18 protein-coding genes, 1 tRNA gene and 1 pseudogene are annotated in these 25408 nt (G+C 63.7%); 16 read left to right on the plus strand and 4 right to left on the minus strand.

What is annotated here, in order from left to right; all coding sequences use genetic code 11:
• Positions 1-85: 85 nt before the first annotated feature.
• The 12 genes and pseudogenes from aspT (PW947_RS23730) (at position 86) to PW947_RS23785 (ending at position 17920) form a co-directional block, all read left to right on the plus strand.
• The gene (gene aspT / locus PW947_RS23730) at positions 86-1768 is read left to right on the plus strand and encodes an aspartate-alanine antiporter (protein WP_299634847.1); all 1683 of its coding nucleotides are present in this window, start codon (positions 86-88) and stop codon (positions 1766-1768) included.
• 85 nt (positions 1769-1853) lie between these two features.
• Positions 1854-3536: an aspartate-alanine antiporter gene (aspT, locus tag PW947_RS23735; protein WP_299635977.1), complete on the plus strand. Its 1683-nt coding sequence runs from the start codon at positions 1854-1856 to the stop codon at positions 3534-3536.
• A 134-nt stretch (positions 3537-3670) separates the two neighbouring features.
• Positions 3671-5321 (plus strand): annotated as a pseudogene (locus PW947_RS23740) (bifunctional aspartate transaminase/aspartate 4-decarboxylase).
• 746 nt (positions 5322-6067) lie between these two features.
• Positions 6068-7276: an alanine--glyoxylate aminotransferase family protein gene (locus PW947_RS23745; protein WP_299635979.1), complete on the plus strand. Its 1209-nt coding sequence runs from the start codon at positions 6068-6070 to the stop codon at positions 7274-7276.
• A gap of 1125 nt (positions 7277-8401) precedes the next feature.
• Positions 8402-9298: a MurR/RpiR family transcriptional regulator gene (locus PW947_RS23750; protein ID WP_299634848.1), complete on the plus strand. Its 897-nt coding sequence runs from the start codon at positions 8402-8404 to the stop codon at positions 9296-9298.
• Positions 9295-10302, plus strand: a complete 1008-nt coding sequence (locus PW947_RS23755; RefSeq protein WP_299634850.1) for an isoaspartyl peptidase/L-asparaginase family protein — start codon at positions 9295-9297, stop codon at positions 10300-10302. The genes PW947_RS23750 and PW947_RS23755 overlap by 4 nt, the downstream gene beginning before the upstream one ends.
• Positions 10303-10382: 80 nt before the next feature.
• On the plus strand, positions 10383-12359 hold the full coding sequence (locus PW947_RS23760) for a dipeptide ABC transporter ATP-binding protein (protein WP_299634851.1): 1977 nt from the start codon (positions 10383-10385) through the stop codon (positions 12357-12359).
• A gap of 89 nt (positions 12360-12448) precedes the next feature.
• Complete coding sequence (gene gsiB / locus PW947_RS23765) at positions 12449-14011, plus strand: glutathione ABC transporter substrate-binding protein GsiB (protein WP_299634852.1); 1563 nt, start codon at positions 12449-12451, stop codon at positions 14009-14011.
• Positions 14012-14124: 113 nt separating this feature from the next.
• Positions 14125-15045 (plus strand): glutathione ABC transporter permease GsiC, encoded by a 921-nt coding sequence (gene gsiC / locus PW947_RS23770; protein WP_299634853.1) that lies wholly within the window; start codon positions 14125-14127, stop codon positions 15043-15045.
• Positions 15046-15052: 7 nt separating this feature from the next.
• A complete protein-coding gene (gene gsiD / locus PW947_RS23775; protein WP_299634854.1) occupies positions 15053-15970 on the plus strand; it encodes a glutathione ABC transporter permease GsiD in 918 nt (305 codons plus the stop codon).
• Positions 15967-17049 (plus strand): P1 family peptidase, encoded by a 1083-nt coding sequence (locus tag PW947_RS23780; RefSeq protein ID WP_299634855.1) that lies wholly within the window; start codon positions 15967-15969, stop codon positions 17047-17049. Before gsiD ends, PW947_RS23780 begins: the two co-directional genes overlap by 4 nt.
• A 31-nt stretch (positions 17050-17080) precedes the next feature.
• On the plus strand, positions 17081-17920 hold the full coding sequence (locus tag PW947_RS23785) for a M55 family metallopeptidase (protein ID WP_299634856.1): 840 nt from the start codon (positions 17081-17083) through the stop codon (positions 17918-17920).
• Between the two features lie 17 nt (positions 17921-17937).
• On the opposite strand, the gene PW947_RS23790 is transcribed toward PW947_RS23785, so the two are convergent.
• On the minus strand, positions 17938-18852 hold the full coding sequence (locus PW947_RS23790; protein ID WP_299634857.1) for an alpha/beta hydrolase: 915 nt from the start codon (positions 18850-18852) through the stop codon (positions 17938-17940).
• 250 nt (positions 18853-19102) lie between these two features.
• On the opposite strand from PW947_RS23790, the gene PW947_RS23795 reads away from it, so the two are divergent.
• Positions 19103-20470: an amino acid permease gene (locus PW947_RS23795; RefSeq protein WP_299634858.1), complete on the plus strand. Its 1368-nt coding sequence runs from the start codon at positions 19103-19105 to the stop codon at positions 20468-20470.
• A 180-nt stretch (positions 20471-20650) separates the two neighbouring features.
• Here the strand turns inward: PW947_RS23795 and PW947_RS23800 are convergent.
• Positions 20651-20735, minus strand: a tRNA-Leu gene (locus tag PW947_RS23800).
• 208 nt (positions 20736-20943) lie between these two features.
• The gene (gene hemN, locus PW947_RS23805) at positions 20944-22335 is read right to left on the minus strand and encodes an oxygen-independent coproporphyrinogen III oxidase (protein ID WP_299634859.1); all 1392 of its coding nucleotides are present in this window, start codon (positions 22333-22335) and stop codon (positions 20944-20946) included.
• 253 nt (positions 22336-22588) lie between these two features.
• Here hemN and PW947_RS23810 point away from each other — a divergent pair, with 253 nt between their 5' ends.
• From PW947_RS23810 to PW947_RS23820, 3 genes are all read left to right on the plus strand, one after another.
• Positions 22589-22897, plus strand: a complete 309-nt coding sequence (locus PW947_RS23810) for a YkgJ family cysteine cluster protein (protein WP_299634860.1) — start codon at positions 22589-22591, stop codon at positions 22895-22897.
• A gap of 34 nt (positions 22898-22931) precedes the next feature.
• The gene (locus tag PW947_RS23815; protein WP_299634861.1) at positions 22932-23525 is read left to right on the plus strand and encodes a DUF1439 domain-containing protein; all 594 of its coding nucleotides are present in this window, start codon (positions 22932-22934) and stop codon (positions 23523-23525) included.
• Positions 23526-23596: 71 nt separating this feature from the next.
• Positions 23597-24469 carry an undecaprenyl-diphosphate phosphatase gene (locus tag PW947_RS23820; RefSeq protein ID WP_299634862.1) on the plus strand — a complete coding sequence of 291 codons (873 nt, stop codon included), beginning with the start codon at positions 23597-23599 and terminating at the stop codon, positions 24467-24469.
• Positions 24470-24545: 76 nt separating this feature from the next.
• Here the strand turns inward: PW947_RS23820 and trmB are convergent, their stop codons facing one another.
• Positions 24546-25337, minus strand: coding sequence for a tRNA (guanosine(46)-N7)-methyltransferase TrmB (gene trmB, locus PW947_RS23825; RefSeq protein ID WP_299634863.1), 792 nt, complete (start codon positions 25335-25337; stop codon positions 24546-24548).
• Between the last annotated feature and the right edge of the window lie 71 nt (positions 25338-25408).

The raw sequence follows: 25408 nt of genomic DNA on the forward strand, positions 1-25408 counted from the left end.
GCGTAATCAATGGTCCTGATAATTCATCGCTAATTGAATTAAAGGCTCAATCAAATGACATCGCAACCAATCAGGTTCAATCAACATGATCGTTGAATTGATCCGGGCACAGCCCGAGATAGCGCTGTTTGCAAGTCTTGCGCTGGGTTATCTGATTGGATCGATCAAAATCGGCCCGATCCAGCTCGGCGGCGTATGCGGCACGTTGATCGTCGCGTTGCTGCTCGGACAAACCGGCGCACGTCTGTCGCCGGACCTGAAGAACATCGCGTTCGCGCTGTTCATCTTCGCGCTCGGGTTCACGGGCGGTCCCCAGTTCTTTGCGAACATCGGGCGCGGCTGGCGCTACGGCGTGCTGTCGGTGGTCGAGATCGTGTCGGTGATGGCGCTCGTGATGACGGCGGTGACGCTGCTTCATCTCGACGCGGGCACGGCGGCCGGACTGCTGGCCGGCGCGGCGACGGAATCGGCGGTGATCGGCACGGCGTCGGAATCGATCGGACGGCTCGGCCTCGCGCATGCCGAGACGGTTCGGCTGCAAGCCAATATCGTGACTGCCTACAGCGTCAGCTACCTGTTCGGGCTGATCACGATCGTGCTCTTCACCAGTCAGTTCGCGCCGTTGCTGCTGCGCGTCAATCTGCGTGACGAAGCGCTGCGCGTGTGGCGCACGCTCGGCGGCGACGGCGCGCTCGACGAAGGCCAGGCGCTCGCGGCGCCCGCGCTGGTCGGTCGAGCGTTCCGGGTCGGCGCGGCGGCGGGCATGTCGATCGGTGCGTTCGAGGCCGCGCACGGCGGCAATCTGACCATCGACCAGATCGAACGCGACAACCGACTGTTACCCGCCGATCCGCAATGCGTGCTCGCACCCGACGACCTCGTGCTGGTGATGGGCCGCCGCGCCGCGATGGTCGAGGCGGCGGCGTCACTCGGCACCGAAGTGCGCGGCGAGCGGTTCGACGCGATGATGGTCGAGCGTCTCGACGTGGTGTTGACGCGTCGCGACGCACACGGGATGACCGTATCGCAGTTGCGCGACCAGGCGACGCCGGAAAACGGCCGCGGCATCTATATCGCCGCTGTCACACGGCTCGAAACGACGGTCCCCGCATTGCCCCACACCGAACTCAATCGCGGCGACGTGCTGACGCTGGTCGGCGCGAAAGCCGATGTGACGCGCGGCGCGCGGCGTCTCGGCTACGCCGTCGCCGCCACCGAAAAAACCGACTTCGTCTATCTCGGACTCGGCGTGCTGCTCGGCATGGCGATCGGGCGGCTCGGCGTGACCGTCGGCGGGGTGTCGATCGCGCTCGGCACGGGCGGCGGTTGCCTGCTGTCGGGACTGCTGTTCGGCTGGATCCGCTCGCGTCATCCGGCGATCGGCTCGTTGCCGTCGGCGGCGGCGCAAATTCTCAAGGACTTCGGCCTCGCCACGTTTATCGCGGCAGTCGGCTTCTCGGCCGGCCCGGACGCGATCCGGCTGGTGGAGCAATACGGGCTGGCGCTGCCGCTGGTCGGTGTGCTGATGGTGTTGGTGCCGGGCCTGCTGTCACTGTGGGTCGGCCGGCGCGTGCTCAAACTCGAAACCCCGATGCTGCTCGGCGCGATTGCCGGTCAGCAATGCAGCACGCCCGCGATCAGCGCGCTGGTCGGCGTCGCGGGCAATTCCACGCCGGTGATCGGCTACACGATCACCTATGCGCTCTCGAACGTGCTGTTGCCGCTACTCGGACCGGTGGTCGTCGGACTCGTCGGGACGGGCGGTTGAGCGGCCAGTCCGCATCGTCGAGCTATTTCAACCGGATTACGCAGGCGCTTCCCGTACAGCAATCACCACTCTCAGCGAGGGCATGATGGACTGGATACACGGCATCTTTCACAAGTCACCGGAAATCGCGTTGTTTTTATCGTTGGCGGTGGGGTATTTCATCGGCCAGATCAACTTCGGCAAATTTCAGCTCGGCGGCGTGGGCGGCTCGCTGCTGGCGGCCGTGGTGATCAGCCAGGCCGGCGTCACGATCGACAACGGCGTCAAGGCCGTGATGTTTGCCGTGTTCATCTACGCGGTCGGCTACGACTCGGGGCCGGGCTTCTTCAACTCGCTCAATCGCAAGACGCTGCGCGAGATCGCGATGGCGGTGTTCATGGCGGTCACGGCACTGATCACCGTGGTGATCTGCGCGAAGGTGTTCGGCCTGAACAAGGGTCTGGCAGCCGGACTGGCCGGCGGCGCGATGACGCAGTCGGCGATCATCGGCACGGCCGGCGACGCGATCGCGCGGCTCGGTTTGCCCGACGCGGAAATGAAGTCGTTGCAATCGGACGTGGCGATTGCGTATGCGGTGACCTACGTGTTCGGCTCGCTGGGCGCGATCATCGTCTGCGTGAACATCTTGCCGAAGTTCATGGGACAGGGCTTGCGCGAAGCGGCGGTGGACGCCGAGCGCGACCTGACTTCGGGCGCGCCGTCGCACGCGCCGGGACAACTTGCGGCGATGCCCGAACTGGTCGGGCGCGCGTACAGGATCGACGTCAGCGCGGGCAAAACCGTGAAGGCGATCGAAACCCAGCATCAGGATCTGCTGACGATCGAGCGGGTCAAGCGTGACGGCAAACCGCTCGAACCGACGCCCGATCTCGTGCTGAATCACGACGACATCGTGCTGGTGGTGGGTCGACGCGACGGCGTGGTTGCGTTCGGCGCGAACGGCAGCGAAGTCGCGGATGTCGAGGACATGGGCGTCGTCATGCAGACCCGGCAAGGCGTGTTCACCCGCAAGGGCATGAACCACACGACCATCGCCGCCGCGCGCGAACTGGTGGATCGCGATATGCGTCACGGCGTGTATATCCAGAGCGCGACGCGCGCCGGCCAGCCGTTACCGATCCTGCCCGAAACCGAGTTGCAGCACGGCGACGTGATCACCTTCTACGGCGCGCCGAAAGACACCAAACGCGCCGTCGATGCCGCCGGTTACGAGCTTCCGTACACCATCAAGACCGACTTCATCTACATGGGCGTCGGGATGGTGATCGGGCTGCTGATCGGGCTGATCGTGATCAATGTCGCCGGCATTCCGCTGACGCTCGGTTCGGGCGGCGGTTGCCTGCTGGCCGGGCTGGTGTTCGGCTGGATGCGCGGCAAGCATCCGATGTACGGCGTGATGCCGTCCGCCGCGTCGCGGCTCCTGCAGGACTTCGGGCTGGCCGCATTCGTCGCGGTGGTCGGGCTGAACTCCGGGCTTCAGGCGGTCGTGACGGTCGAAAAACTCGGTATCACGATCTTCCTGCTCGGCGTGTTCGTCACGCTGTTTCCGCTGCTGCTGACGATGGCGTTCGGACGCTGGGTGCTCGGCTACAAGAATGCCGCGCTGCTCGCGGGCGCGCTGAGCGGCTCGCGCAGCGCGAATCCGGCCTTTGGCGGCGTTCTCGACAAGGCCGAAAGCGCGGTGCCGACCGCGCCGTTCGCGATCACCTATGCACTAGCCAATGTGTTGTTGACGCTGCTCGGGCCGCTGGTCGTCGGCCTCGTGTGATGCGTCGTTCGAAAACGGGATCTACCTCCTGACTCTGCATTTTCCGATTTGCGTTTTCTTGCGTTGACGCCGGTGACACGCCATCGATGCGCGTCGTCCCGGCGATTTTCACCCCTGCCTCTGGAGAGCGTGACATGTCAAAAGCGAAGAGCGACAACGAACAGGCGAAACTGGCTGCACTGAGCCCGTTCGAACTGAAGGACGAGTTGATCAAGGCAGCGGGCGGCGGCGCGATCGAGCGCCCGGCCAATGCGGCGATGCTGAACGCCGGACGTGGCAACCCGAACTTTCTCGCGACGATTCCCCGTCACGGTTTCTGGCAACTCGGCCTGTTTGCGATGCGCGAGTCGGAGCGCTCGTTTGCGTTCATGCCCGAAGGCGTCGGCGGCTTTCCGCGCCGCGACGGTCTCGAAGAGCGCTTCGATCTGTTCCTGCGCGAGAACAAAGGCGTCCCCGGGCATCGACTTTCTGCGCGGCGCGGTGTCGTATGTGCGCGATCAGCTCGGCTATTCCGCCGGCGATTTCCTCTACGAAATGTGCGAAGGCATTCTGGCGTCGAACTATCCGGTGCCGGACCGGATGCTGAAGCTGTCGGAGCTGATCGTCGGGCAATATTTGCGGCGCGAGATGGTCGGCAAGCATCCGTTTGTCGGCGAGTTCGACGTGTTCGCGGTGGAAGGCGGCACGGCCGCGATGACGTACATCTTCAACACGATGCGCGAAAATCATCTCATCAAGCCGGGCGACACGATCGCGCTCGGCCGCCCGATTTTCACGCCGTATATCGAGATTCCGACGCTCAACGACTACCAGTTGAAAGTCGTGAATCTCGATGCCGACGTGGCGAACGGCTGGCAGTATTCGAAGGCCGAGCTCGACAAGTTGCGCGATCCGAAGGTGAAAGCATTTTTCCTCGTGAATCCGAGCAATCCGCCTTCGGTGAAGATGGACGACGAGAGCCTTCAATACATTGCGGATATCGTCAAGGAACGACCCGATCTGATTCTGCTGACCGACGACGTATATGGCACGTTCGCCGACGACTTCGTTTCACTGTTTGCGCTGGCGCCGCATAACACCATTCTGGTTTATTCGTATTCGAAGTATTTTGGTGCGACCGGCTGGCGGCTTGGCGCAATTGCGACGCATCGCGATAACGTGCTCGATAAACTGATTGCCGATTTGCCAAAAGAGGCGAAAAAGCAACTGCATGCGCGTTATGAATCGATTACGACAGATCCCGATAGTCTGAAGTTTATCGATCGTCTGGTGGCGGATAGCCGTACAGTCGCATTGAATCACACGGCGGGTTTATCGACGCCGCAACAGGTTCAAATGGTGCTGTTTTCGCTTTTCTCGCTAATGGATACGCCGGACGCATACAAGAGCGCATTGAAGCGGCTGATTCGCAAGCGCAAGCAGGCGCTATACGAAGAAGTGGGCATTACCTTCGAAGACGACGATCCTAATCAGGTCGATTACTACACGATTCTGGATATGGAGTTTCTTGGCGAGCGGATGTTCGGCCGTGAGTTCGTCGACTGGCTGTTCAAGAACACGGAGCCGACCGAACTGCTGTTCAGGCTCGCACGGGAAGCGCGGGTGGTGTTGCTGCCTGGGCGCGGATTCGGCACCGCGCACCCGTCGGGACGCGTATCGCTGGCGAACCTGAACGAAGCGGATTACCGGCAGATTGGCCGCGCGATGCGCAAGCTGATCGAGGAGTACGTGGAGCGGTTCAATGCCGCGACGGGCAAGTCGCTGGACAAGACGAAGGTGAAGTAGACGCGGGGCGCAGCACCGTGGCGAGGCAAGCGTGAAGCTTGCCTCGTCGTCAATAAAGAGACCTATTCAGATTGCCTGATGCGGACGGCGGAGCCGACTTGCGCGATGGGCGACTGAATAGGCCGCATGAAACGATGTCAGCGGAAAACTTTAATTGGATGAGATAGCGGCCGGGTTGCGATGATAGCCGGCGCAGATGCGCAATCTGATTCCTGATTGCGGCGATTTCTCCAGTTGCCAAACATATTCTTGTGATGAAAGCGAGATTAACCTTAAAATAAGGATTAACAAAACCAATAAAAACATGGCTGGTTTGAACTGGAGTCGCAGCAGGCCGTTTTATTGCTGGTCGAGCCGATCATACACTCGTGCCGCAGACTTGAGCGCCGCAAATTGCAAGCCTCCCCTCATATATTTTACAAACATATTTGCGTGGCGATAGTTCGCGTTTATCTGCGGTTTTTATTCGTCAGACGGTCGCGTTGGTTAATTCTTGTAGAGTCATGCCATGCGTCATCGCGATACGCTGGCTCTTAACTTTTTATAGCGGAAAGTGACGTATTCGGGATTATCTCTGGTGCCCTGATAATGCCGCATCGATTCGATCCGTGCGTCGTTCACCGCGCATTGGTGTGCACGAATCGCTTGCACAAATGCGCCATTCCGGTGAATGATCGTTTAGCCGGTGCCTCACCGTTGGGGTGACGCGGGCGGCTGAACAACGATCCACCGTACCCACCATGTTGATCACTACGACCGCATTTACCGCTGTGCCTTGTCCTGAAGTCGATTCGCTCGACGCCATTCTTCCCGAAGAGCCGTTGCTGATGATGGGCGCGGGTCCGGTGCCGATTCCGGCCGCGGTGGCCAAGGCGAACGCGATCGTGATCAACCATCTGGGCGAGACGATGGTGAAGGTGATCGGCCAGGTCAAGACGATGGCGCGGTACGTATTCCAGACGCGCTCGAAATGGGTGCTGGGCGTGGCCGGTCCCGGTTCCGCCGCGATGGAAATGGCGATCAGCAATCTGGCATGGCAGGGCACGCGTGTGCTGAGCATCCAGAACGGGTTTTTCAGTGCGCGGATGGCGGAGATGGGACGGCGGGTCGGTGCCGAGGTATCGGTGCTGGACGTGCCGGACGGCACCGTCGCAAGTCTTGAGCAGGTCGCCGCCGCGATTCGTCGCGAGCGTCCGGAGATCGTGACGATCGTGCAGGGCGAGACCTCGAACACCGTCTGGAATTACCAGTTGAAGGAGATTGCCGAGCTGGCGAAGGCCGCGGGCGCGCTGGTGATCGTCGATGCGGTGTGTACGTTGAGCACGATGCCGCTGGAGATGGACGCATGGGGCATCGACGCGGTGATTACCGGCGGGCAGAAGGGTTTGTCGTCGATCCCGGGCGTGTCGCTGATCGCGTTTTCGGACGAAGCGTGGGCGCGTGTGAAAGGGCGGACCGCGTCGAATGCGCACTGGTGCCTGGACGCATCGCTCGCGGAGAATTTCTGGCACAACGCCGGGTATCACTACACCGCGCCGGTGTCGGGCGTGCTGGCGTTGCACGAGGCGCTGCGGCTGGTGTGTGCGGAGACGCTGGAGAAGCGTTTCGCGCGGCATTTGAAATGTTCGGTAGCGTTGCAGGCGGGGATTTCGGCGATGGGGTTGAAGTTGTATTCGCCTGCGGCGTGCCGGTTGAATTCGGTGGTTGGGATCGAGGTGCCTGATGGGTTGAGTCCCGCGGACGTGTGCGGGCATATTTCGCGGCATCATCAGGTGGAGATTTCAGGTTCGTTTGGGTTGCCGATTGTCCGGATTGGGCAGATGGGGGAGCAGTGTCGTGCTCATAATCTGTTCAGGACGTTGCATGCGTTTGGGCGGACGATGGTGGATCTTGGCGTGGCGGTGGAGTTGCCTGCCGGGGTGGCGGCGTTGGAGAAGGCTTTGAGTGGGAAGTGAATAGGTTTGGTTTTTTGGTTTTTTGTTTTTTTCATTTGTGGGTTTTTGATTTGATGCGGCGGGGTGGTTGTCCCGGTTTCGCGTCGGTCTGCCTGGATCGTCCCTGTGCGGGACCGCACCTACTTTTCTTTGCTCGCGCAAAGAAAAGTAGGCAAAAGAAAGCGCGTTTACACCGCCACTCCGTAGCGAGTGGCGTCTACTGACTTTCGGGTAGTGGTCCGCGCACGATTTGAGTTGCCGCGCCACATGTCTTGGTGACAAGGCAGTCATTCGTTCCGGCTGTCCGCTCCGCGACAGCCGACGGGCACAGCCCCGTCTTTATCTCTTGGCGCCATCCGCGCGCTGCACTCCGTCGGTCCCAACACCCATTTTCCTGGCATGCGCCGGTCTGTTCTCGCGCGCAAGATTCCAGGCCAATCAGGCCGTAGCAACCATCGTGAAAACGGACGAATAGTCTGATGCAAACCGCGCTTTGGTCGGGGCGCTGGAACCGTCGAAACGGCGTGCAAACGGTGCGACGCAAACCGGGTTCTGAGTTGGGCGTCGGAACCGTCGAAGCGGCGGGCAAACGACGTGGCGAAAATGGGTTTTTGAACTGGGCTACCGCCGCGGAGCGGGCGGGATGTGCCGGCGCGGACCACCGGGAAAAACGGACCGGCAACTCCAAACGTGCGCGGTCCACTACCCGAAAGTCAGTAGACGCCACTCGCTACGAAGAGGCGGTGTAAACGCGCTTTCTTTTGCCTACTTTTCTTTGCGCGAGCAAAGAAAAGTAGGTGCGGTCCCGCACAGGGACGATCCAGGCAGACTGACGCGAAAACGGGACAAAGCGAGCAAAACCAGGCATACCGTCGCGAACCCGGGACAAAGCGAGCAAAACCAGGCAAACCACCGCGAACCCGGGACAACCAACGAACACCATCCAACCCAACCCCAAACCCCTAGTACAAACCCTACCCCCAATGAAAACAAATTGGTCAAACATTCTTTCCATGTAAATATACTTTCACCCAAACCGCAAACCAGCCGAAGGCAAAAAACCCAAACCCCGGCCCCAGCCAGCGCCCAACCGACATGTCCAAAACACCCGCCGAACAGGCCATCGCAGCGCGCCTCGCTGCCGCCATGCCAACCCTCACCCCGATCCATCGTCGGATGGGCGAGTACGTCCAGGCAAACCTGTTCCGTGCTGCCACGATGCGTATCGATGAGCTCGCGTCGGCGGTCGGCGCGTCGGTTGCAACGGCGAACCGCTTCGCCCGCGCGCTCGGCTTCGACGGCTATCCGGCGTTTCGCGATGCGCTCGTCCGCGGCTTCGAGGCGACCCTCGCGCCGGTCGAACGCCTGCGTACCGCGCAGGAATCGCCAGCCAGCGGCGACGAACTGCTCGGCGCGTCGCTCGAACAGGCGGCCGTCAACCTGCGCTCGACCCGCGCGGCGATCGATAGCGCCGCCGCCGAAGCCGCGGTCGATGCCATCGTCGCCGCGCGTCGCGTGTTTGTGCTGGGCGCGGGCGCAAGCGCGTTTCTCGCCGGTCTGATGGAACACGGACTGACGCCGTATCACGCCAACGTGCAGTCGCTCGCGTTGATCGGCGGTCCGACCCACGCGGCGCGACGCCTGTTCAGCGCCGGACAGGACGACCTCGTGATCGGCATCGCGTTTCCCCGCTATGTCGACGACACCATCGAACTCGCGCGCCGCGCGGCCAGTCTCGGCGCACGCGTCCTCGCGCTTACCGACAGCGTCAACTCGCCGCTCGCGCAGTTCGCCGACCTCACGCTGTGCGTGCGCGCCGAACGCCGCCTCGCGGCCAACTCGGATGCGGCGGTGCTCGCCGTGATCGAAGCGCTGTGCGACGCCGTCGCGTTTCGCACGACGCGCTCGGTCAAGGCCGCCGCCGAGATGACGGCCTTCGTGTTGCCGTGGCTCACCGATCCCTCGTCCGCTCCCCATTCCGCGTCGAACGCGCCCGCCGTCCGTGCGCCGCGCACTCCGAAAACCAGCAAAGCCAAACGATGAATTCCTCAGCCGTACCCAACGCGTCGCCTTCCGCCGTCATCGCAATTCACGGCGGCGCCGGCACGATCCTGCGCGCGTCGATGACGCCCGATGCCGAAGCCAACTATCACCGGGCGCTGCATGACGTGCTCGCCGCCGGACAACGCGTGCTCGCCGACGGCGGCAGCGCACTCGACGCGGTCAGCGAAGCTGTGCGCCTGCTCGAAAATTGCCCGCTCTTCAACGCAGGACACGGCGCGGTGTTCACCGCTGAAGGCACGCACGAACTCGACGCGTCGATCATGGACGGCCGCACGCTCGACGCCGGCGCGATCTGCTGCGTGAAGCGCGTGAAGAACCCGATCCTCGCCGCGCGACGCGTGCTCGAAGCCAGCGAACACGTGATGTTCACCGGCGAAGGCGCCGAGGCGTTCGCCGCCGCGCAAGGGCTCGCGTTCGTCGATCCGTCGTACTTCCATACCGACGCGCGCCATCGTCAATGGCTGCTCGCGCGCGGCCAGCAACGCGCGATGCTCGATCACGACGGCGCGGCGCTCGAAGCCGGAAAAACCGACGATCCGACGCCGCACGAGCCGATCGATCCGAACCGCAAGTTCGGCACGGTCGGCGCGGTTGCGCTCGATGCGCACGGCCATCTCGCCGCCGCCACCTCGACGGGCGGCGTCACCAACAAGCAGGTCGGCCGGGTCGGCGATACGCCGTTGATCGGCGCGGGCTGCTACGCGGACGACGCAACCTGCGCGGTGTCCGCAACCGGATCGGGCGAAATGTTCATGCGCATGGTCGCGGCGTACGACGTCGCCGCGCAAATGGCGTATCGCGGCGTGTCGGTCGAAGAGGCCGCCGCCGATGTCGTGATGAACCGCCTGCCGCGTATCGACGGACGGGGCGGCCTGATCGCCGTCGATGCGAAAGGCAACGTCACGCTGCCGTTCAACACCGAAGGGATGTATCGCGGCTTCGCTCGCGTGGGCGAAGCGCCGGTCACGGCGATCTATCGCTAACGCGTCGCAGGTCAACGAAGCGCATCGCCACACGCGCCGGAAACGAACGCATCACCGTGTCTGATTTAAAGGAATTGATCGTGCCGATTTCATCGCACAACCGCTCGAAAAGCGCGAACACCTCACTCATCGAAAGCTTGCCGCCGCAACGCGTGCTGGCGGTGGACGATCTGTCGATCGCGTTTCGCCGCGGCGACGCGTCGTTCAACGCGGTCCGAAACCTGTCGTTGACCGTCGATCGCGGCGAGACGCTGGCGATCGTCGGCGAATCCGGTTCGGGCAAATCGGTGACGTCGCTCGCGTTGATGCGGCTGATCGAACACGGCGGCGGCCGCGTCGCGGGCGGCACCATCGCGTTCCGTCGTCGCGACGGCAACGTGCTCGATCTCGCGCGCGCGTCGTCGGGCACGATGCGCTCGATTCGCGGCGCCGATATCGCGATGATCTTTCAGGAGCCGATGACGTCGCTCAATCCGGTCTTCACGGTCGGCGACCAGATCAGCGAGGCGATCGCGTTGCATCAGAACAAGAGTCGGTCGGCCGCGCGCGCGGAGACCTTGCGTCTGCTCGAACTGGTGCGGATTCCGGAAGCGCGCCGGGTCGCGGCGCGGTTTCCGCATCAACTGTCGGGCGGCATGCGTCAACGCGTGATGATCGCGATGGCGCTGTCGTGCAAGCCCGCGCTGCTGATCGCCGACGAACCCACCACCGCGCTCGACGTGACGATTCAGGCGCAGATTCTGCAACTGATTCGCGGCTTGCAGGACGAGATGAACATGGGCGTGATCTTCATCACGCACGACATGGGCGTGGTCGCGGAAGTGGCGGATCGCGTGCTGGTAATGTATCGCGGCGAGAAGGTCGAGGAGGGCGCATCCGACACGCTGTTCGCCGCGCCGTCGCATCCGTACACCAAAGCGCTGCTGGCGGCGGTGCCGCGTCTGGGCGCGATGCAAGGCACCGATGCGCCTGCCAGGTTTCCGATCCTGACCGTCGAACAGGCCGCCGCCAATAGCGACGCAGGCAGGGATGCCGAAACCGCCGGCACCGACGGCACCGACGCGCCCGTGCGTCCCGCCGAAGCGGTCGCGCACGAACCGCAACCGTCGATTGCCGACAGCACGCCGCCGATCCTGCGCGTGCGCGATCTGGTCACGCGCTTCCCGGTCAAGAGCGGTCTGTTCGGCCGTGTGACGGGCCGCGTGCACGCGGTCGAACGCGTCAGTTTCGATTTGCGTCCGGGCGAGACGCTGGCGCTGGTCGGCGAATCGGGTTGCGGCAAATCCACCACCGGCCGCTCGTTACTGCGACTGGTCGAAAGCCAGAGCGGCTCGATCGAATTCGACGGCAAGGACATCAGCGCGCTGACCGGTCCGGCGCTGCAAACGCTGCGTCGCGATATCCAGTTTGTTTTTCAGGACCCGTTCGCGTCGCTCAATCCGCGTCTGACGGTGGGCTTCTCGATCATGGAGCCGCTGCTGGTGCACGGCGTCGCGCAAGGCGAAGAGGCGCAGCGGCGGGTTGCGTGGCTGCTCGATAAGGTCGGCTTGCCGCCCGAAGCGGCGCGTCGCTATCCGCACGAGTTTTCCGGCGGCCAGCGTCAGCGGATCGCAATCGCGCGCGCGCTCGCACTGAATCCGAAGGTCGTGATCGCCGACGAATCCGTGTCCGCGCTCGACGTGTCGGTGCAGGCGCAGATCGTCAACCTGATGCTCGATCTGCAACGCGAACTCGGCGTCGCGTATCTGTTCATCTCGCACGATATGGCCGTGGTCGAACGCGTCAGCCATCGCGTCGCGGTGATGTACCTCGGTCAGATCGTCGAGATCGGGCCGCGTCGCGCGGTGTTCGAAGCGCCGCAACACCCGTACACGAAGAAGCTGATGGGCGCGGTGCCGGTCGCCGATCCGTCGCGCCGTCACGCGAAACGGATGCTCGCCGCCGACGAAATCCCCAGCCCGATCCGCGCGCTCGACGACGAACCGGTCGTCGCGCCGCTGATCGCGGTCGGACCGGATCACTTCGTCGCGCAACATCGGATCGGCGGCGCGTACTGAACCGCGCCGCGCCAACACCGTCACGCAATACAACGATCAGACCCGAAGCAACACGCCTCTCATTTACCCGTAGCCTGGAGCACCGTCAGATGAATCTGCATGTCCTGTCTTCCCCGTTCCGTTTGCGCACGCTGCTGGCCAGCGGCGCGCTCGCCTTCTCGATGCTCGCGAGCGGCGCGGCTGTCGCCGACTCGAATGTCGTGATGGCGGTCGCATCGACGTTCACGACGCTCGATCCGTACGACGCGAACGACACGCTGTCGCAAGCTGTGTCCAAATCGTTTTATCAAGGCCTGTTCGGCTTCGACAAGGACATGAAGTTGACGAACGTGCTGGCCACCAGCTTCGAAGCCAGCGCCGATGCGCGCATTTACACGTTCAAGCTGCGCCAGGGCGTGAAGTTCCACGACGGCACCGACTTCAACGCGGCGGCCGTGAAGGCGAACTTCGACCGCGTCACGGACCCGGCGAACAAGCTCAAGCGCTACAACATGTTCAGCCGTATCGAGAAGACCGAAGTGGTCGATCCGTACACGGTCAAGGTGACGCTGAAGACGCCGTTCTCCGCATTCGTCAACGTGCTCGCGCATCCGTCGGCGGTGATGATCTCGCCCGCTGCGATGAAGAAGTACGGCAAGGACATTGCGTTTCATCCGGTCGGCACCGGCCCGTTCGAACTCGTCAAGTGGGACCCGGCGGGCGACCTGACCGTGAAGAAGTTCGCGGGCTACTGGAAGAAGGGCTATCCGAAGGTCGATGCGATCGACTGGAAGCCGGTGGTGGACAACAACACCCGCGCCGCGCTGATGAACACCGGCGAGGCCGACTTCGCCTTCCAGGTGCCGTATGAACAGGCCTCTTTGCTGAAGAGCGCGCCGAAGGTCGATCTGATCGCCGCGCCGTCGATCATCGAACGCTATATCAGCCTGAACACCACGAAGAAGCCGTTCGACAACCCGAAGGTGCGCGAGGCGCTGAACTACGCGATCAACAAGGAAGCGCTCGCGAAGGTCGCGTTCTCCGGTTATGCGACCCCGGCCGACGGCGTGGTGCCCGAAGGCGTCGATTTCGCGACGAAGCTCGGCCCGTGGCCGTACGACCCGGCCAAGGCGCGCGCACTGCTGAAGGAAGCGGGCTATCCGGACGGTTTCGAAACGACGCTGTGGTCGGCCTATAACTACTCGACCGCGCAGAAGGTGATCCAGTTCGTCCAGCAGCAGCTCGCGCAGGTCGGCATCAAGGCGCAGGTCGAAGCGCTCGAAGCCGGTCAGCGTGTCGCGAAGGTCGAGAGCGCGCAGGATCCGGCGACCGCGCCGGTGCGGATGTACTACATCGGCTGGTCGTCGTCGACCGGCGAAGCGGATTGGGCAATCTCGCCGCTGCTCGCGTCGGCGTCGTTCCCGCCGAAGATGGTCAACACCGCGTACTACAAGAACGACACGGTCGATGCCGATCTGTCGAAGGCGCTCGAAACCACCGACCGCACGCAAAAGGCCGCGCTGTACGCCGACGCGCAAAAGCGCATCTGGACCGATGCGCCGTGGATTTTCCTCGTGAAGGAAAAGGTCGTGTATGCGCGCAGCAAGCGTCTGTCGGGTGCGTATGTCGCGCCGGACGGCTCGTTCAATTTCGACGAGATCGCGGTCAAGTAATTCACGGCGTCTGCTGTTCTTCGTCGCGTTTCACGTACCCAAGCAATGCGTGGCGCGGCGGCGGCCCTTCGACGGGACGCTGCCGCGCTTGCCTCACCGCCTGACTGGTTTCCATGCTGAATTTTCTCGTCAAACGTCTGATGGGCCTGCTGCCGACGCTGTTGATCGTCGCCGTGCTGGTGTTCCTGTTCGTCCATCTGTTGCCGGGCGATCCCGCGCGACTCGCCGCCGGCCCCGAAGCCGACGAAGCGACGGTCGCGCTGGTGCGCGCCGATCTCGGTCTCGACAAGCCGCTGCCGCAGCAGTTCGGCCACTTCTTCGTGCGGATCGCGCACGGCGATTTCGGCACTTCGACGCGCAGCAAGCGGCCGGTCAGCGTCGAGATCGGCGAACGCTTCATGCCGACGCTGCTGCTCACGCTGGTGAGCATGGCGTGGGCGGTGGTGTTCGGGATGGCGATCGGCATCGTGTCGGCGGTGTGGCGCAATCAGTGGCCCGACCGGCTGGGCATGACCATCGCCGTGTCGGGCATTTCGTTTCCGGCGTTCGCGCTCGGCATGCTGCTGATGGAAGTGTTCTCGGTGAAGCTCGGCTGGCTGCCGATCGTCGGCGACGGTACGTGGAAGAGCTACGTGCTGCCGTCGATCACGCTCGGCGCGGCAGTCGCGGCGGTGATGGCGCGCTTCACGCGGGCGTCGTTCGTCGAAGTGCTCGGCGAAGACTTCGTGCGCACCGCGCGCGCGAAGGGCGTGCCCGAGCAATGGGTGGTGGTCAAACACTGCCTGCGCAACGCAATGATTCCCGTCGTCACGATGATGGGACTGCAATTCGGTTTTCTGCTCGGCGGCTCGATCGTCGTCGAGGTGGTGTTCAACTGGCCGGGCCTCGGACGCCTGCTGGTCGATGCCGTGGCGATGCGCGACTATCCGGTGATTCAGGCCGAAGTGCTGCTGTTTTCGCTGGAATTCATCGTTATCAACCTGATCGTGGACGTGCTGTACGCCGTGATCAACCCGACCATCCGTTTCAAGTGAGGCCCGCATGAGCACGACCAATCCACAGGCGAATGCGGCGCCGTCCGCCAGTCCCGCACCCGCCGCCGAACGCGCGATCCGCACGCCGTGGAGCGAGTTCTGGCGCAAGTTCCGCAAGCAGCACGTCGCGCTGGCCGCGGGCATCTTCGTGCTGCTGCTGGTGGTGATCGCCGTGATCGCCCCGCATGTCGTTCCGTACGATCCGGAAAACTACTTCGACTACGACGCGCTGAATGCCGCGCCGTCGGCGGCGCACTGGTTCGGCGTCGATTCGCTCGGACGCGATATTTTCAGCCGCATCATGGCCGGTACGCGGATCTCGCTGGCGGCGGGTTTCCTGTCGGTTGCATTGGGCGCGGTGATCGGCACGTTCTTCGGTTTGCTGGCCGGCTACTACGAAGGCTGGTGGGACCGCATCACGATGCGGGTCGCCGACGTGCTGTTCGCGTTCCCCGGCATTCTGCTCGCGATCGGCGTGGTGGCGATTCTCGGTAACGGCATGGTCAACGTGGTCTGCGCGGTGGCGATCTTCAGCATTCCGGCCTTTGCGCGGCTCGTGCGCGGCAATACGCTGATGCTCAAGCAACTGACGTATATCGAAGCGGCGCGCAGCATCGGCGCGTCGGACTGGACCATCATCGTCCGTCATATTTTGCCGGGGACGATTTCGTCGGTGGTCGTGTACTTCACGATGCGCATCGGCACGTCGATCATCACCGCGGCGAGTCTGTCGTTCCTCGGTCTGGGCGCGCAACCGCCGACGCCGGAGTGGGGCGCGATGCTCAACGAAGCGCGCGCCGACATGGTGACGGCGCCGCATATCGCGCTGTTCCCGAGTCTCGCGATCTTCCTGACCGTGCTGGCGTTCAACCTGCTCGGCGACGGCTTGCGCGACGCGCTCGATCCGAAGCTCGACCGGCCATGAGCACGCCCTCGACGCCGCCGCCGCACATCGGCGATTTTCCGGCCGGCGCGCGCGGCACGATTGCCGATGTCGACGGCGTGACGGTCGGGCATTGCACGCTCGGCGCGGACGCCGGTGGCGCCGTGCAAACCGGCGTGACCGTGATTCATCCGCATGCGCGCGATCCGTACCGGCATCGCACGCCGGCGGCCGCAACGGTGATCAACGGCTTCGGCAAGAGCATCGGCCTCGTGCAGGTCGAGGAACTCGGCGTGTTCGATACGCCGATCGCGCTGACCAACACGTTTGGCGTCGGCGCTGTCGCGCAGGCGCAGATTCGCGCGGCAACCGACGCGAATCCGCAGGTCGGGCGCGACTGGTCGACAGTGAATCCGCTCGTGTTCGAATGCAACGACGGCTATCTGAACGACCTTCAGGCGATGGCCGTGACCGGCGATCACTACCGGCTTGCGTCGCAGGCGGCGAGCGCCGACGTGACGCGTGGATCGGTGGGGGCGGGGCGCGGGATGTCGTGCTTCGATCTGAAAGGCGGGATCGGCTCGGCGTCGCGGATCGCGACGTCGGCGGGACGCGCGTTCACGGTCGGCGCGCTGGTGCTGGCGAATTTCGGCCGGCTCCCGACGCTGACGCTGGCCGGCACGCGGGTGGGCCGCGTGCTGGCCGATCGCGGGGCGGTGTCGGCGGCGGCGTCAGCCGTCACGCAACACGACCCGGAGAAAGGTTCGATCATCATGATCGTCGCCACCGATGCGCCGCTCGACGCACGTCAGTTGAAGCGTCTGTCGATGCGTGCGGCCGCCGGTCTGGCGCGCACCGGTTCGGCGTACGGCCACGGCAGCGGCGATCTTGCGCTCGCGTTCAGCACCGCCTACACCGTGCCGCACGACGCCGACTTCGTGAACCTGCCGTCGCTGCTCGCCGATTCGCGGCTCGATCCGCTGTTTCACGCCTGCGCCGACAGCGTCGAACAGGCGATTCTCGATGCGCTGTGGAACGCCACGGCCGTCGAAGGACGCGACGGCCATCGGCGCATTTCCTTACTCGACGCCGCACCGGATCTCGCCCGGCTGCTGGCCTGATTCTTCGTCGGATTCTTCGCTCCACCACACCATGAAAATCCTGATTTCCGCCGATATCGAAGGCGTCGCAGGCGTGTTCCATCCCGAGCAGACGCGCGCGGGCAACGGCGAATACGAACGCGCGCGACGCTGGATGGCGAACGAGGCGAACGCCGCGATCGAAGGCGCGTTCGCGGGCGGCGCCACCGAGGTCTGGGTCAACGATTCGCACGGCGGATTCCGCAACCTGCTGCCCGATCAACTCGATTCACGCGTGCAGGTCGTGCTCGGCAAACCGCGCACGCTCGGCATGATGGCGGGGCTGGAATTCGCGCCGGCGCTGGTGTTCATGATCGGCTATCACGCGATGTCGCAAAGTCGCGGCATCCTCTCGCACACGATCAACAGCTTTGCGTTCACGCAACTGAAGCTGAACGGCGAGGCCGTCGGTGAGGCGGGGCTGTATGGCGCGCTGGCCGAAGAACGCGGCGCGCGAGTTGCATTGCTGAGCGGCGACGATGTGTTCGCCGAAGAAACAGCGCCGCGCTTTGCGGATGCGCGTTTTGTCGTGACAAAAACTGCGACCGGTCAGGCGAGCGGTGTCACGCAGACGCCGGAACGCGCCTGCGCGGCGATTGCCGCGGCGGCGCGCGAGGTGGTCGAGTCGCATCGTGCGAACGGCGGCGCGGATGAAGCGGCGACCGGGTTGCCTGCGCCACGCGCGCTCGAATGTGAATTACGCGTGCAAACCACCGCACTTGCCGATCTGTTCTGTCAGTGGCCGACGCTGACGCGTGTCGATGGCGTGACGCTGCGCTTCGACGCGCGTTGCGTCGAATACGCGGTGCGCGTGCTGAACAGTCTGTCCGCGATGTCGTTCATGTTGCGCTGAACGGGTTATCGCGTACGTCAGTGTTTCTCGATCATCTTCGCGGCCTGTTCGATTACGGCCGCGACCGCTGCCGCGTGCGACACGGGCGCCAGATGGCTCGACGAAATCTCGATGATATTCGCGCCCGCGCGGTTCGCCATGTAGCGCTGTAAATCCGGCGCGACCGCGCGATCCTTGCTGGTGACGATGTACCACGACGGCTTGCTCTTCCAGCCGACGTGCGTGACGGTTTCGTCGAACGCGTGCGCGGAAACCGGTTGCTGCGCGGCGGCCAGCACGCGCGCGAGACGTTCGGGAATATCGCCGGCGAAATCGGTCCGGTAGTTCGACGGATCGAGCCACAGGAAGCCTGAGTCGTCCGGCTTGATGCCGGCGCCGGCGGGCATCGGTCCGCCGCGCTTGAGGAGCGCCATCGTCGATTCGCCGGTGTTCGGCGCGATCGCCGCCACGTAGACCAGACCGACGACCTTCGGCTCGTCGCCGAGTTCGGTGATCACCACGCCGCCCCACGAATGACCGACGAGGATGGTCGGGCCGTCCTGGCGCGCCAGCACGCGGCGCGTCGCGGCGACGTCGTCTTCCAGCGACGTCAGCGGATTTTGCACCGCGCTCACGCGAAAGCCCTTTTTCTGCAACAACGCGACCACCCCGTTCCAGCTCGATCCGTCGACGAAGGCGCCGTGCACCAGCACGACATTGCGCACCGGCCCGGCGACCAGCGGCGGCGCGACGTGCGGCGCGGGTCCGGCTTGCGGCGGCGGCGCGGCGTCGGCTGCGGGCGTGGGCGCGTCCGGCGCGGCGGCTTCCGATGCGCCGATCTGCATATCGGGCACCTGAGGGGCTTCCGGCGTGCCGGCTGTCTGCGCATGAGCGACGGCTGCCGCGACGGCGAGACAAAGGCTCACGGCAAGGCGCAGACCGGTTCGCATCATGGGAGTCTCCAGAAGATCGGTGTTGGACAGCCAACATACCCAGGCGGCGCGCCAGTGACAACGCGAAACCGGTCACGTTCGCGGGGCGGCGCACATTGGCGCACGCATCGCGGACGCGTTAAAACGCGACGGCGAGCAGGGTAAAATCCCGGCCTCGTCCGCGAACGGCGGGCTGCGCGTGACCGAACGGCGGTCAAAGCGGCGGCGCGCATCGGTCGGGACGACTGAAATTTACAATTTGGGGGCAACGTTGAATAACGAGCAGCACGACGGTTTGAAGCGAGGGCTGAAAAACCGTCATATCCAGTTGATCGCGCTTGGCGGCGCGATCGGCACGGGACTGTTTCTGGGGTCGGCAAGCGTATTGAAGGCGGCCGGTCCGTCGATGATTCTCGGCTATGCGATCGGCGGGTTCATCGCTTTTCTGATCATGCGCCAGCTCGGCGAGATGGTCGCGCAGGAGCCGGTGGCCGGTTCGTTCAGCCATTTTGCGTACAAGTACTGGGGCGACTTTCCGGGCTTCCTGTCGGGCTGGAACTACTGGGTGCTGTACGTGCTGGTGGCGATGGCCGAACTGACGGCAGTGGGTACCTACGTGCATTACTGGTGGCCGGGCGTGCCGTCGTGGCTGTCGGCGCTGGTGTGCTTCGTCGCGATCAACGCGATCAATCTGTCCAACGTGAAGGCGTACGGCGAAACCGAATTCTGGTTCGCGATCGTCAAGGTGGTCGCGGTGATCGGGATGATCGTGTTCGGCGGCTATCTGCTGATCAGCGGACACGGCGGCCCGCAGGCGTCGATCACGAATCTCTGGCGCGACGGCGGATTCTTTCCGCACGGCTTTCGCGGCCTGTTCATGATGCTCGCGGTAATCATGTTCTCGTTCGGCGGACTGGAGCTGATCGGGATCACCGCCGCCGAAGCCGACGACCCGGCTAAAAGCATCCCGAAAGCGGTGAATCAGGTGATCTACCGGATCCTGATTTTCTACATCTGCTCGCTGGTGGTGTTGCTGTCGCTGTATCCGTGGAGTCACGTGGCGGCGGGCGGCAGTCCGTTCGTGATGATTTTTTCGCAGATCGGCTCGACGCTGGCCGCGCATGTGCTGAATCTGGTCGTGCTGACGGCTGCGCTGTCGGTCTACAACAGTTGCGTGTACGCGAACAGCCGGATGCTGTACGGCCTCGCGGAGCAGGGCAACGCGCCGCGCGCGCTGATGAAGCTGGACCGGCGCGGCGTGCCGTATATGGCGATCGGCCTGTCGGCGCTCGCGACGTTCGCATGCGTGATCGTCAATTATCTGATTCCGGCCGAAGCGCTCGATATCCTGATGGCGCTGGTGGTCGCGGCGCTGGTGCTGAACTGGGCGCTGATCAGCCTGACGCATCTGAAGTCGCGTCGAGCGATGGAGGCGCAACCGGCGCCGCTGGTGTTCCGCTCGTTGTGGTTTCCGGTCAGCAACTGGATCTGCCTCGCGTTCATGGCGATGATCCTCGTGATTCTCGCGATGACGCCGGGGTTGTCGGTGTCGGTGTGGCTGGTGCCGGTGTGGCTCGTCGTGATGTGGGCGGGCTATGTGCTGAAGCGTCGGCGCGCGGCGGTGTCGGCGGCGGGTTGATGTTTGACGGGTTGAACGGCCGAGCCGTTTAGCCCTGACGATAAAAAAACCGGCCTTTGCTGCGAAGCGAAGGCCGGTTTTTTATTGCAGGCGTGGCCTGCGAGTCACGTCGCGCGGCGACACGGAAGCGGTGTCGCCGGAAACAAAAAAGCCGCCCGAAGGCGGCTTTTTTGCGATGTCTGGTGCCCGGGGCCGGAATCGAACCGGCACGCCTTGCGGCGGGGGATTTTGAGTCCCCTGCGTCTACCAATTTCACCACCCGGGCATGTCTTGCGGCGCGCGTACGAAGCTGCTTGGACGCGGCGAAGACGCAGATTATGGCGGAAAATGTCGCGACGGGCAAGCCGAAGCGCATCTTTGGCATCCACCATGCCGGAACCGCGCATTCCGCGCGTTTGGCGGCCCGCGCTAGACGCGCCTCTGACGAGCGAGGTCACCACCGCCAGGCCGAACGGCCCACGGTCCGATGCCGCTTAAACCGTTCTGGAGAACCGTTCGAGCGTCTGCTGACCGAGATAGCGGTCGAACACCATCGCGATATTGCGCACCAACATCCGGCCGGGCGTGAGCACTTCGAGCTTGCGGGCTTCACGATCGATCCGCACGAGACCGTCGTCTTCGAAGTCGCGCAGCCGCGCCAGTTCCGACGCGAACGTCTGCGGGAAACGGATGCCGTAGGTTGCTTCGAATTCGTCGAAACGCAGTTCGAGGTTGCACATCAGTTGCGTGATTACGTCGCGGCGCAACCGGTCGTCGCCGCTCAGACGCACACCGCGCGTGATCGCGAGACCGCCTGCGTCGATTGCGTCGGCATAGGCGGGCAGGTCTTTCGCGTTTTGCACGTAGACGTCGCCGACCTTGCCGATCGACGACGCGCCGAAGCCGATCAGATCGCATTCCGCACGCGTGCTGTAGCCCTGGAAATTGCGATGCAGCGTGCGCTGCGACTGCGCGACGGCCAGTTCGTCGCCGGGCAGCGCGAAGTGGTCCATGCCGATATACACATAGCCCGCGCCGGTCAGTCGCTCGATCACGCGCTCCAGCAAGGCCATGCGCACCTCGGGCGACGGCAACGTGGCCGGGTCCATCTGACGCTGCATCTTGAACAGTTGCGGCATGTGCGCATAACCGAACACCGACAGCCGGTCGGGCGCAAGTGCGATCATCGTATCGAGCGTACGGCTGAAGCTTTCGACGGTCTGATGCGGCAGCCCGTAAATCAGATCGACGCCGATCGAATGAAAACCCGCACGGCGCGCGGCGTACATCACGTCGGCGGTCATGTCGTACGGCTGGATCCGGTTGATGGCTTTCTGCACGACCGGGTCGAAGTCCTGCACGCCCAGACTGAGCCGGTTGAAGCCGATCTCGCGCAGATGCGAGATGGTGTCCGCCGACGCCTCGCGCGGATCGACCTCGATCGAATATTCGCCTTGCGAGTCGGGCAGCAGCGTGAAGTGACGGCGCGTCGCGGCCATCAGCTCGGCCATTTCATCGTGCGACAGGAAGGTCGGTGTGCCGCCGCCCCAATGCAACTGCGACACCGGCCGGCCGGTATCGAAATGCGCGGCTTGCCAGACGATTTCGCGTTTCAACCGGTCCAGATAAGGACGGGCGTGCGCGCGATTTTTTGTCGCGACCTTGTTGCAGCCGCAGTAGAAGCACACGGTGTCGCAAAACGGAATGTGGAAGTACAACGACAGGTCGGTGGACGATGCGCCCGGATCGCGAGCGGCGTCGAGATAATGCTGGACGTCGAAGTCGTCGCGAAACTGGAGGGCGGTCGGATAGGACGTGTAGCGCGGACCGTTGGCGTTGTACCTGGCGAGCAGGTCGGGGCGGAAGAGGGCGTTGGCGGCGGTCATGATTGAGCTCACTGGACGCCACGCAGCGTACTCCGCCAGAAGCCCGTGCGGTGTGCCGATCCGGCCGTCCGTCCGGCCCGCGTGCATGGATATTGATATAGAGAAAGTTAACGTGAGATGCGCGCCGTGCCGATTGTGTAAAAAGGTCGCACGCCGGCAATGGCACAATGCGGTCTGACGCAAAAAGCAGACGCTGGCGCGGCGGGCGCACCGCTCGTTTTCGCCGTCCGGCATCGGTATCAGGAACAAGGTAGTGACAGTCGATTCCCCCTTTCAAGTAGCCGGTCATGCGTGCCGCCCCGATTGCGGCGCGTGCTGTATCGCGCCGTCCATTTCCAGCCCGATTCCCGGCATGCCCGACGGCAAGCCGGCCGGCGTGCGCTGCGTCCAGTTGGGCGACGATCTGCGTTGCGCAATTTTCGGCCGCCCTGAACGTCCGGCCTGCTGTTCGGGTCTGAAACCGCAGACGGATATGTGCGGCGAGTCGCGCGACGACGCGCTCGCGTGGCTGACCGTGCTCGAAGCGCAAACCCGGCCGCACTCCGCATCGCCGCTTCAGTGACGACGCCCCGAACAGTAACGAAGGAGAATTCCGCATGACTCGACCCGCTGCGCCGACCCGGCGCCGCTTTCTGCTGGCCGCCGGCGCAGCGTGCGCGACCGCGAGCCTGACCGCGTCGCTGGCGGCCTGCGCGACCGCGACGTTTCCGTTTATCCCGTCGCACTACACGTTCACGCAGCAGCAGGTGCAGGACGCCGTGCAGCGCAAGTTTCCGTATCAGCGCACGGTGTCGCAGGTTTTCGAGGTTGCGCTGACGAATCCGCAAGTCGGCATGCTGCCGGACGCGAATCGCGTGTCGGTGCGGCTCGATGCGAATCTCGCCAGTCCGTTCATGCCGCAGCCGGTCACCGGCGTGTTCACGCTGTCGAGCGAACTGGCTTACGACGCGACGCGTCGCGCGGTCGTGCTGCGCTCGCCGAGTGTCGACAACGTGGCCGTCAGCGGCGACGCGCAGGCGTATACGCAGCAGATCAACGCCGCCGCCGCGCTGCTCGCGACACAGCTACTGAACAACTATCCGATCTACACATTCAAGCCGGAACAGCTTCAATTTGCCGGCGTGAATTACGAACCCGGTACAATCAAGATCCTTACAAACGGCATACGCGTAGAGATCGTCGAAAAATGACGATGCGCGGCCGCGGGGCCGCGCTTTTTCCAGTCGGCCCTGATTGTCGATAACAGCCAGGAGGGGTACGGATGGATTGGATACTGGCGTGCAAAGCGCTGATTCTGGGCATCGTCGAAGGCTTGACCGAGTTCTTGCCGGTGTCCAGCACGGGGCATCTGATCGTGGCAGGCAGTCTGCTCGATTTCAGCGGTGAAGATGCAAAGACGTTCGATGTCGTGATCCAGCTTGGCGCGATTCTCGCGGTGTGCTGGGAGTTTCGCCGGCGGATCTGCAGCGTGATAACCGGTTTGCCGTCGCAGTCCAATGCACAGCGCTTCGCGATCAACGTCATCATCGCGACGATTCCGGCAGTCATCCTCGGTTTTATGTTCGAGAAAGCGATCAAGTCGGCGCTCTATGCGCCGGTGCCGGTTGCGTTTGCGCTGGTGGTCGGCGGTGTGGTGATTTTGTGGGCGGAAGCGCGACAGCGTGCCCGTCGCGATGGCAAAGCACCCGACCCGTCGCAGGACGGACACGATTCCACCGCGCGCGTGCAATCCATCGACGCGCTCACGCCGCTCGACGCGCTGAAAGTCGGGTTGGCGCAATGCTTTGCGTTGATTCCGGGCATGTCGCGCTCGGGCTCGACGATCATCGGCGGCATGCTGTTCGGGCTCGACCGGCGCGTTGCCACCGAGTTCTCGTTTTTCCTCGCCATTCCGATCATGTTCGGCGCGACCGGCTACGAGCTGATGAAGAGCTGGCAAAGCCTGTCCACCGGCGCGCTCGGCATGCTGAGCATCGGTTTCATCGCGGCGTTCATCAGCGCGTTCGCATGCGTGCGCTGGCTGCTGCGCTATATCGCGCGGCACGATTTCACGGCGTTCGCGTGGTATCGGATCGGCTTCGGCCTGCTGATTCTGCTGGTCGGTTATAGCGGCGGATTGAGCTGGGCGGACTGATCGCCGCAGCATGAAAAAAGCCCGTTCGAGCATCGCTCGAACGGGCTTTTTTGCGTCTTGCGTGGGGTTGCGCGCGTTATCGCCGCTTGAAGACGAGGTCCCACACGCCGTGGCCGAGCTTCAGGCCGCGTCGTTCGAATTTCGTCACCGGACGATAATCCGGACGCGGCGCGTAACCGTCGGCGGTATTGACGAGCGTGGAATCCGCGCTGAGCACCTCGAGCATCTGTTCGGCGTAATTCTGCCAGTCGGTTGCGAGGTGGATATACGCGCCGGGCTTCAGCCGCGACACCAGCAACGCGACGAATTTCGGTTGGATCAGGCGACGTTTGTGATGACGCGCCTTATGCCACGGGTCCGGGAAATAGATGTGCACGCCGTCGAGGCTGTCGGGCGCAATCATGTTTTCGAGGACCTCGACCGCGTCGTGCTGGATGATCCGGATATTCGACAGGTTCTGTTCGCCCATCAGCTTCAGCAATGCGCCGACGCCTGGCTCATGCACTTCCACGCCGAGGAAATCGTCGCCCTGACGATGCGAGGCGATCTCCGCCGTTGTCGCGCCCATACCGAACCCGATCTCCAGCACGCGAGGCGCCGGGCGGCCAAATACCGTGTCCCAGTCCGGCTGTTGCGGCGCATACGGAATCACGAAGCGCGGACCGAGATCGTCCATCGCACGACGCTGGCCGGTCGAGACGCGACCTGCGCGCGTCACAAAGCTGCGAATGCGGCGCTTGTGCAGCACGTCGGTTTCGGTGTCGGCGGCGGAGGTGTCCGCGTGGGATTCGCCGGCGGTATGCGCGGCGTCTTCGGTGCCGTTTAACGGGCTGTCCGGCGGCGTGACTTCGTTCGGATCGTGGTTCATCGTGGCTGACTGCATGGGTGAGGGCGTGGCGCGCTGCGTGGTGAAAAACCGTCGCAGGCTTTCAATCGAAC

It is taken from the genome of Paraburkholderia sp. (assembly GCF_028283785.1).
GTDB lineage: Bacteria > Pseudomonadota > Gammaproteobacteria > Burkholderiales > Burkholderiaceae > Paraburkholderia.

What these genes read in the sequence shown, in the direction of transcription:
- aspT (WP_299634847.1), top strand. Translation starts at nt 86, where the DNA reads ATGATCGTTGAATTGATCCGGGCACAGCCCGAGATAGCGCTGTTTGCA.
- aspT (WP_299635977.1), top strand. Translation starts at nt 1,854, where the DNA reads ATGGACTGGATACACGGCATCTTTCACAAGTCACCGGAAATCGCGTTG.
- PW947_RS23750 (WP_299634848.1), top strand. Translation starts at nt 8,402, where the DNA reads ATGCCAACCCTCACCCCGATCCATCGTCGGATGGGCGAGTACGTCCAG.
- PW947_RS23755 (WP_299634850.1), top strand. Translation starts at nt 9,295, where the DNA reads ATGAATTCCTCAGCCGTACCCAACGCGTCGCCTTCCGCCGTCATCGCA.
- gsiB (WP_299634852.1), top strand. Translation starts at nt 12,449, where the DNA reads ATGAATCTGCATGTCCTGTCTTCCCCGTTCCGTTTGCGCACGCTGCTG.
- gsiC (WP_299634853.1), top strand. Translation starts at nt 14,125, where the DNA reads ATGCTGAATTTTCTCGTCAAACGTCTGATGGGCCTGCTGCCGACGCTG.
- gsiD (WP_299634854.1), top strand. Translation starts at nt 15,053, where the DNA reads ATGAGCACGACCAATCCACAGGCGAATGCGGCGCCGTCCGCCAGTCCC.
- PW947_RS23780 (WP_299634855.1), top strand. Translation starts at nt 15,967, where the DNA reads ATGAGCACGCCCTCGACGCCGCCGCCGCACATCGGCGATTTTCCGGCC.
- PW947_RS23785 (WP_299634856.1), top strand. Translation starts at nt 17,081, where the DNA reads ATGAAAATCCTGATTTCCGCCGATATCGAAGGCGTCGCAGGCGTGTTC.
- PW947_RS23790 (WP_299634857.1), bottom strand. Translation starts at nt 18,852, where the DNA reads ATGATGCGAACCGGTCTGCGCCTTGCCGTGAGCCTTTGTCTCGCCGTC.
- hemN (WP_299634859.1), bottom strand. Translation starts at nt 22,335, where the DNA reads ATGACCGCCGCCAACGCCCTCTTCCGCCCCGACCTGCTCGCCAGGTAC.
- PW947_RS23815 (WP_299634861.1), top strand. Translation starts at nt 22,932, where the DNA reads ATGACTCGACCCGCTGCGCCGACCCGGCGCCGCTTTCTGCTGGCCGCC.
- PW947_RS23820 (WP_299634862.1), top strand. Translation starts at nt 23,597, where the DNA reads ATGGATTGGATACTGGCGTGCAAAGCGCTGATTCTGGGCATCGTCGAA.
- trmB (WP_299634863.1), bottom strand. Translation starts at nt 25,337, where the DNA reads ATGAACCACGATCCGAACGAAGTCACGCCGCCGGACAGCCCGTTAAAC.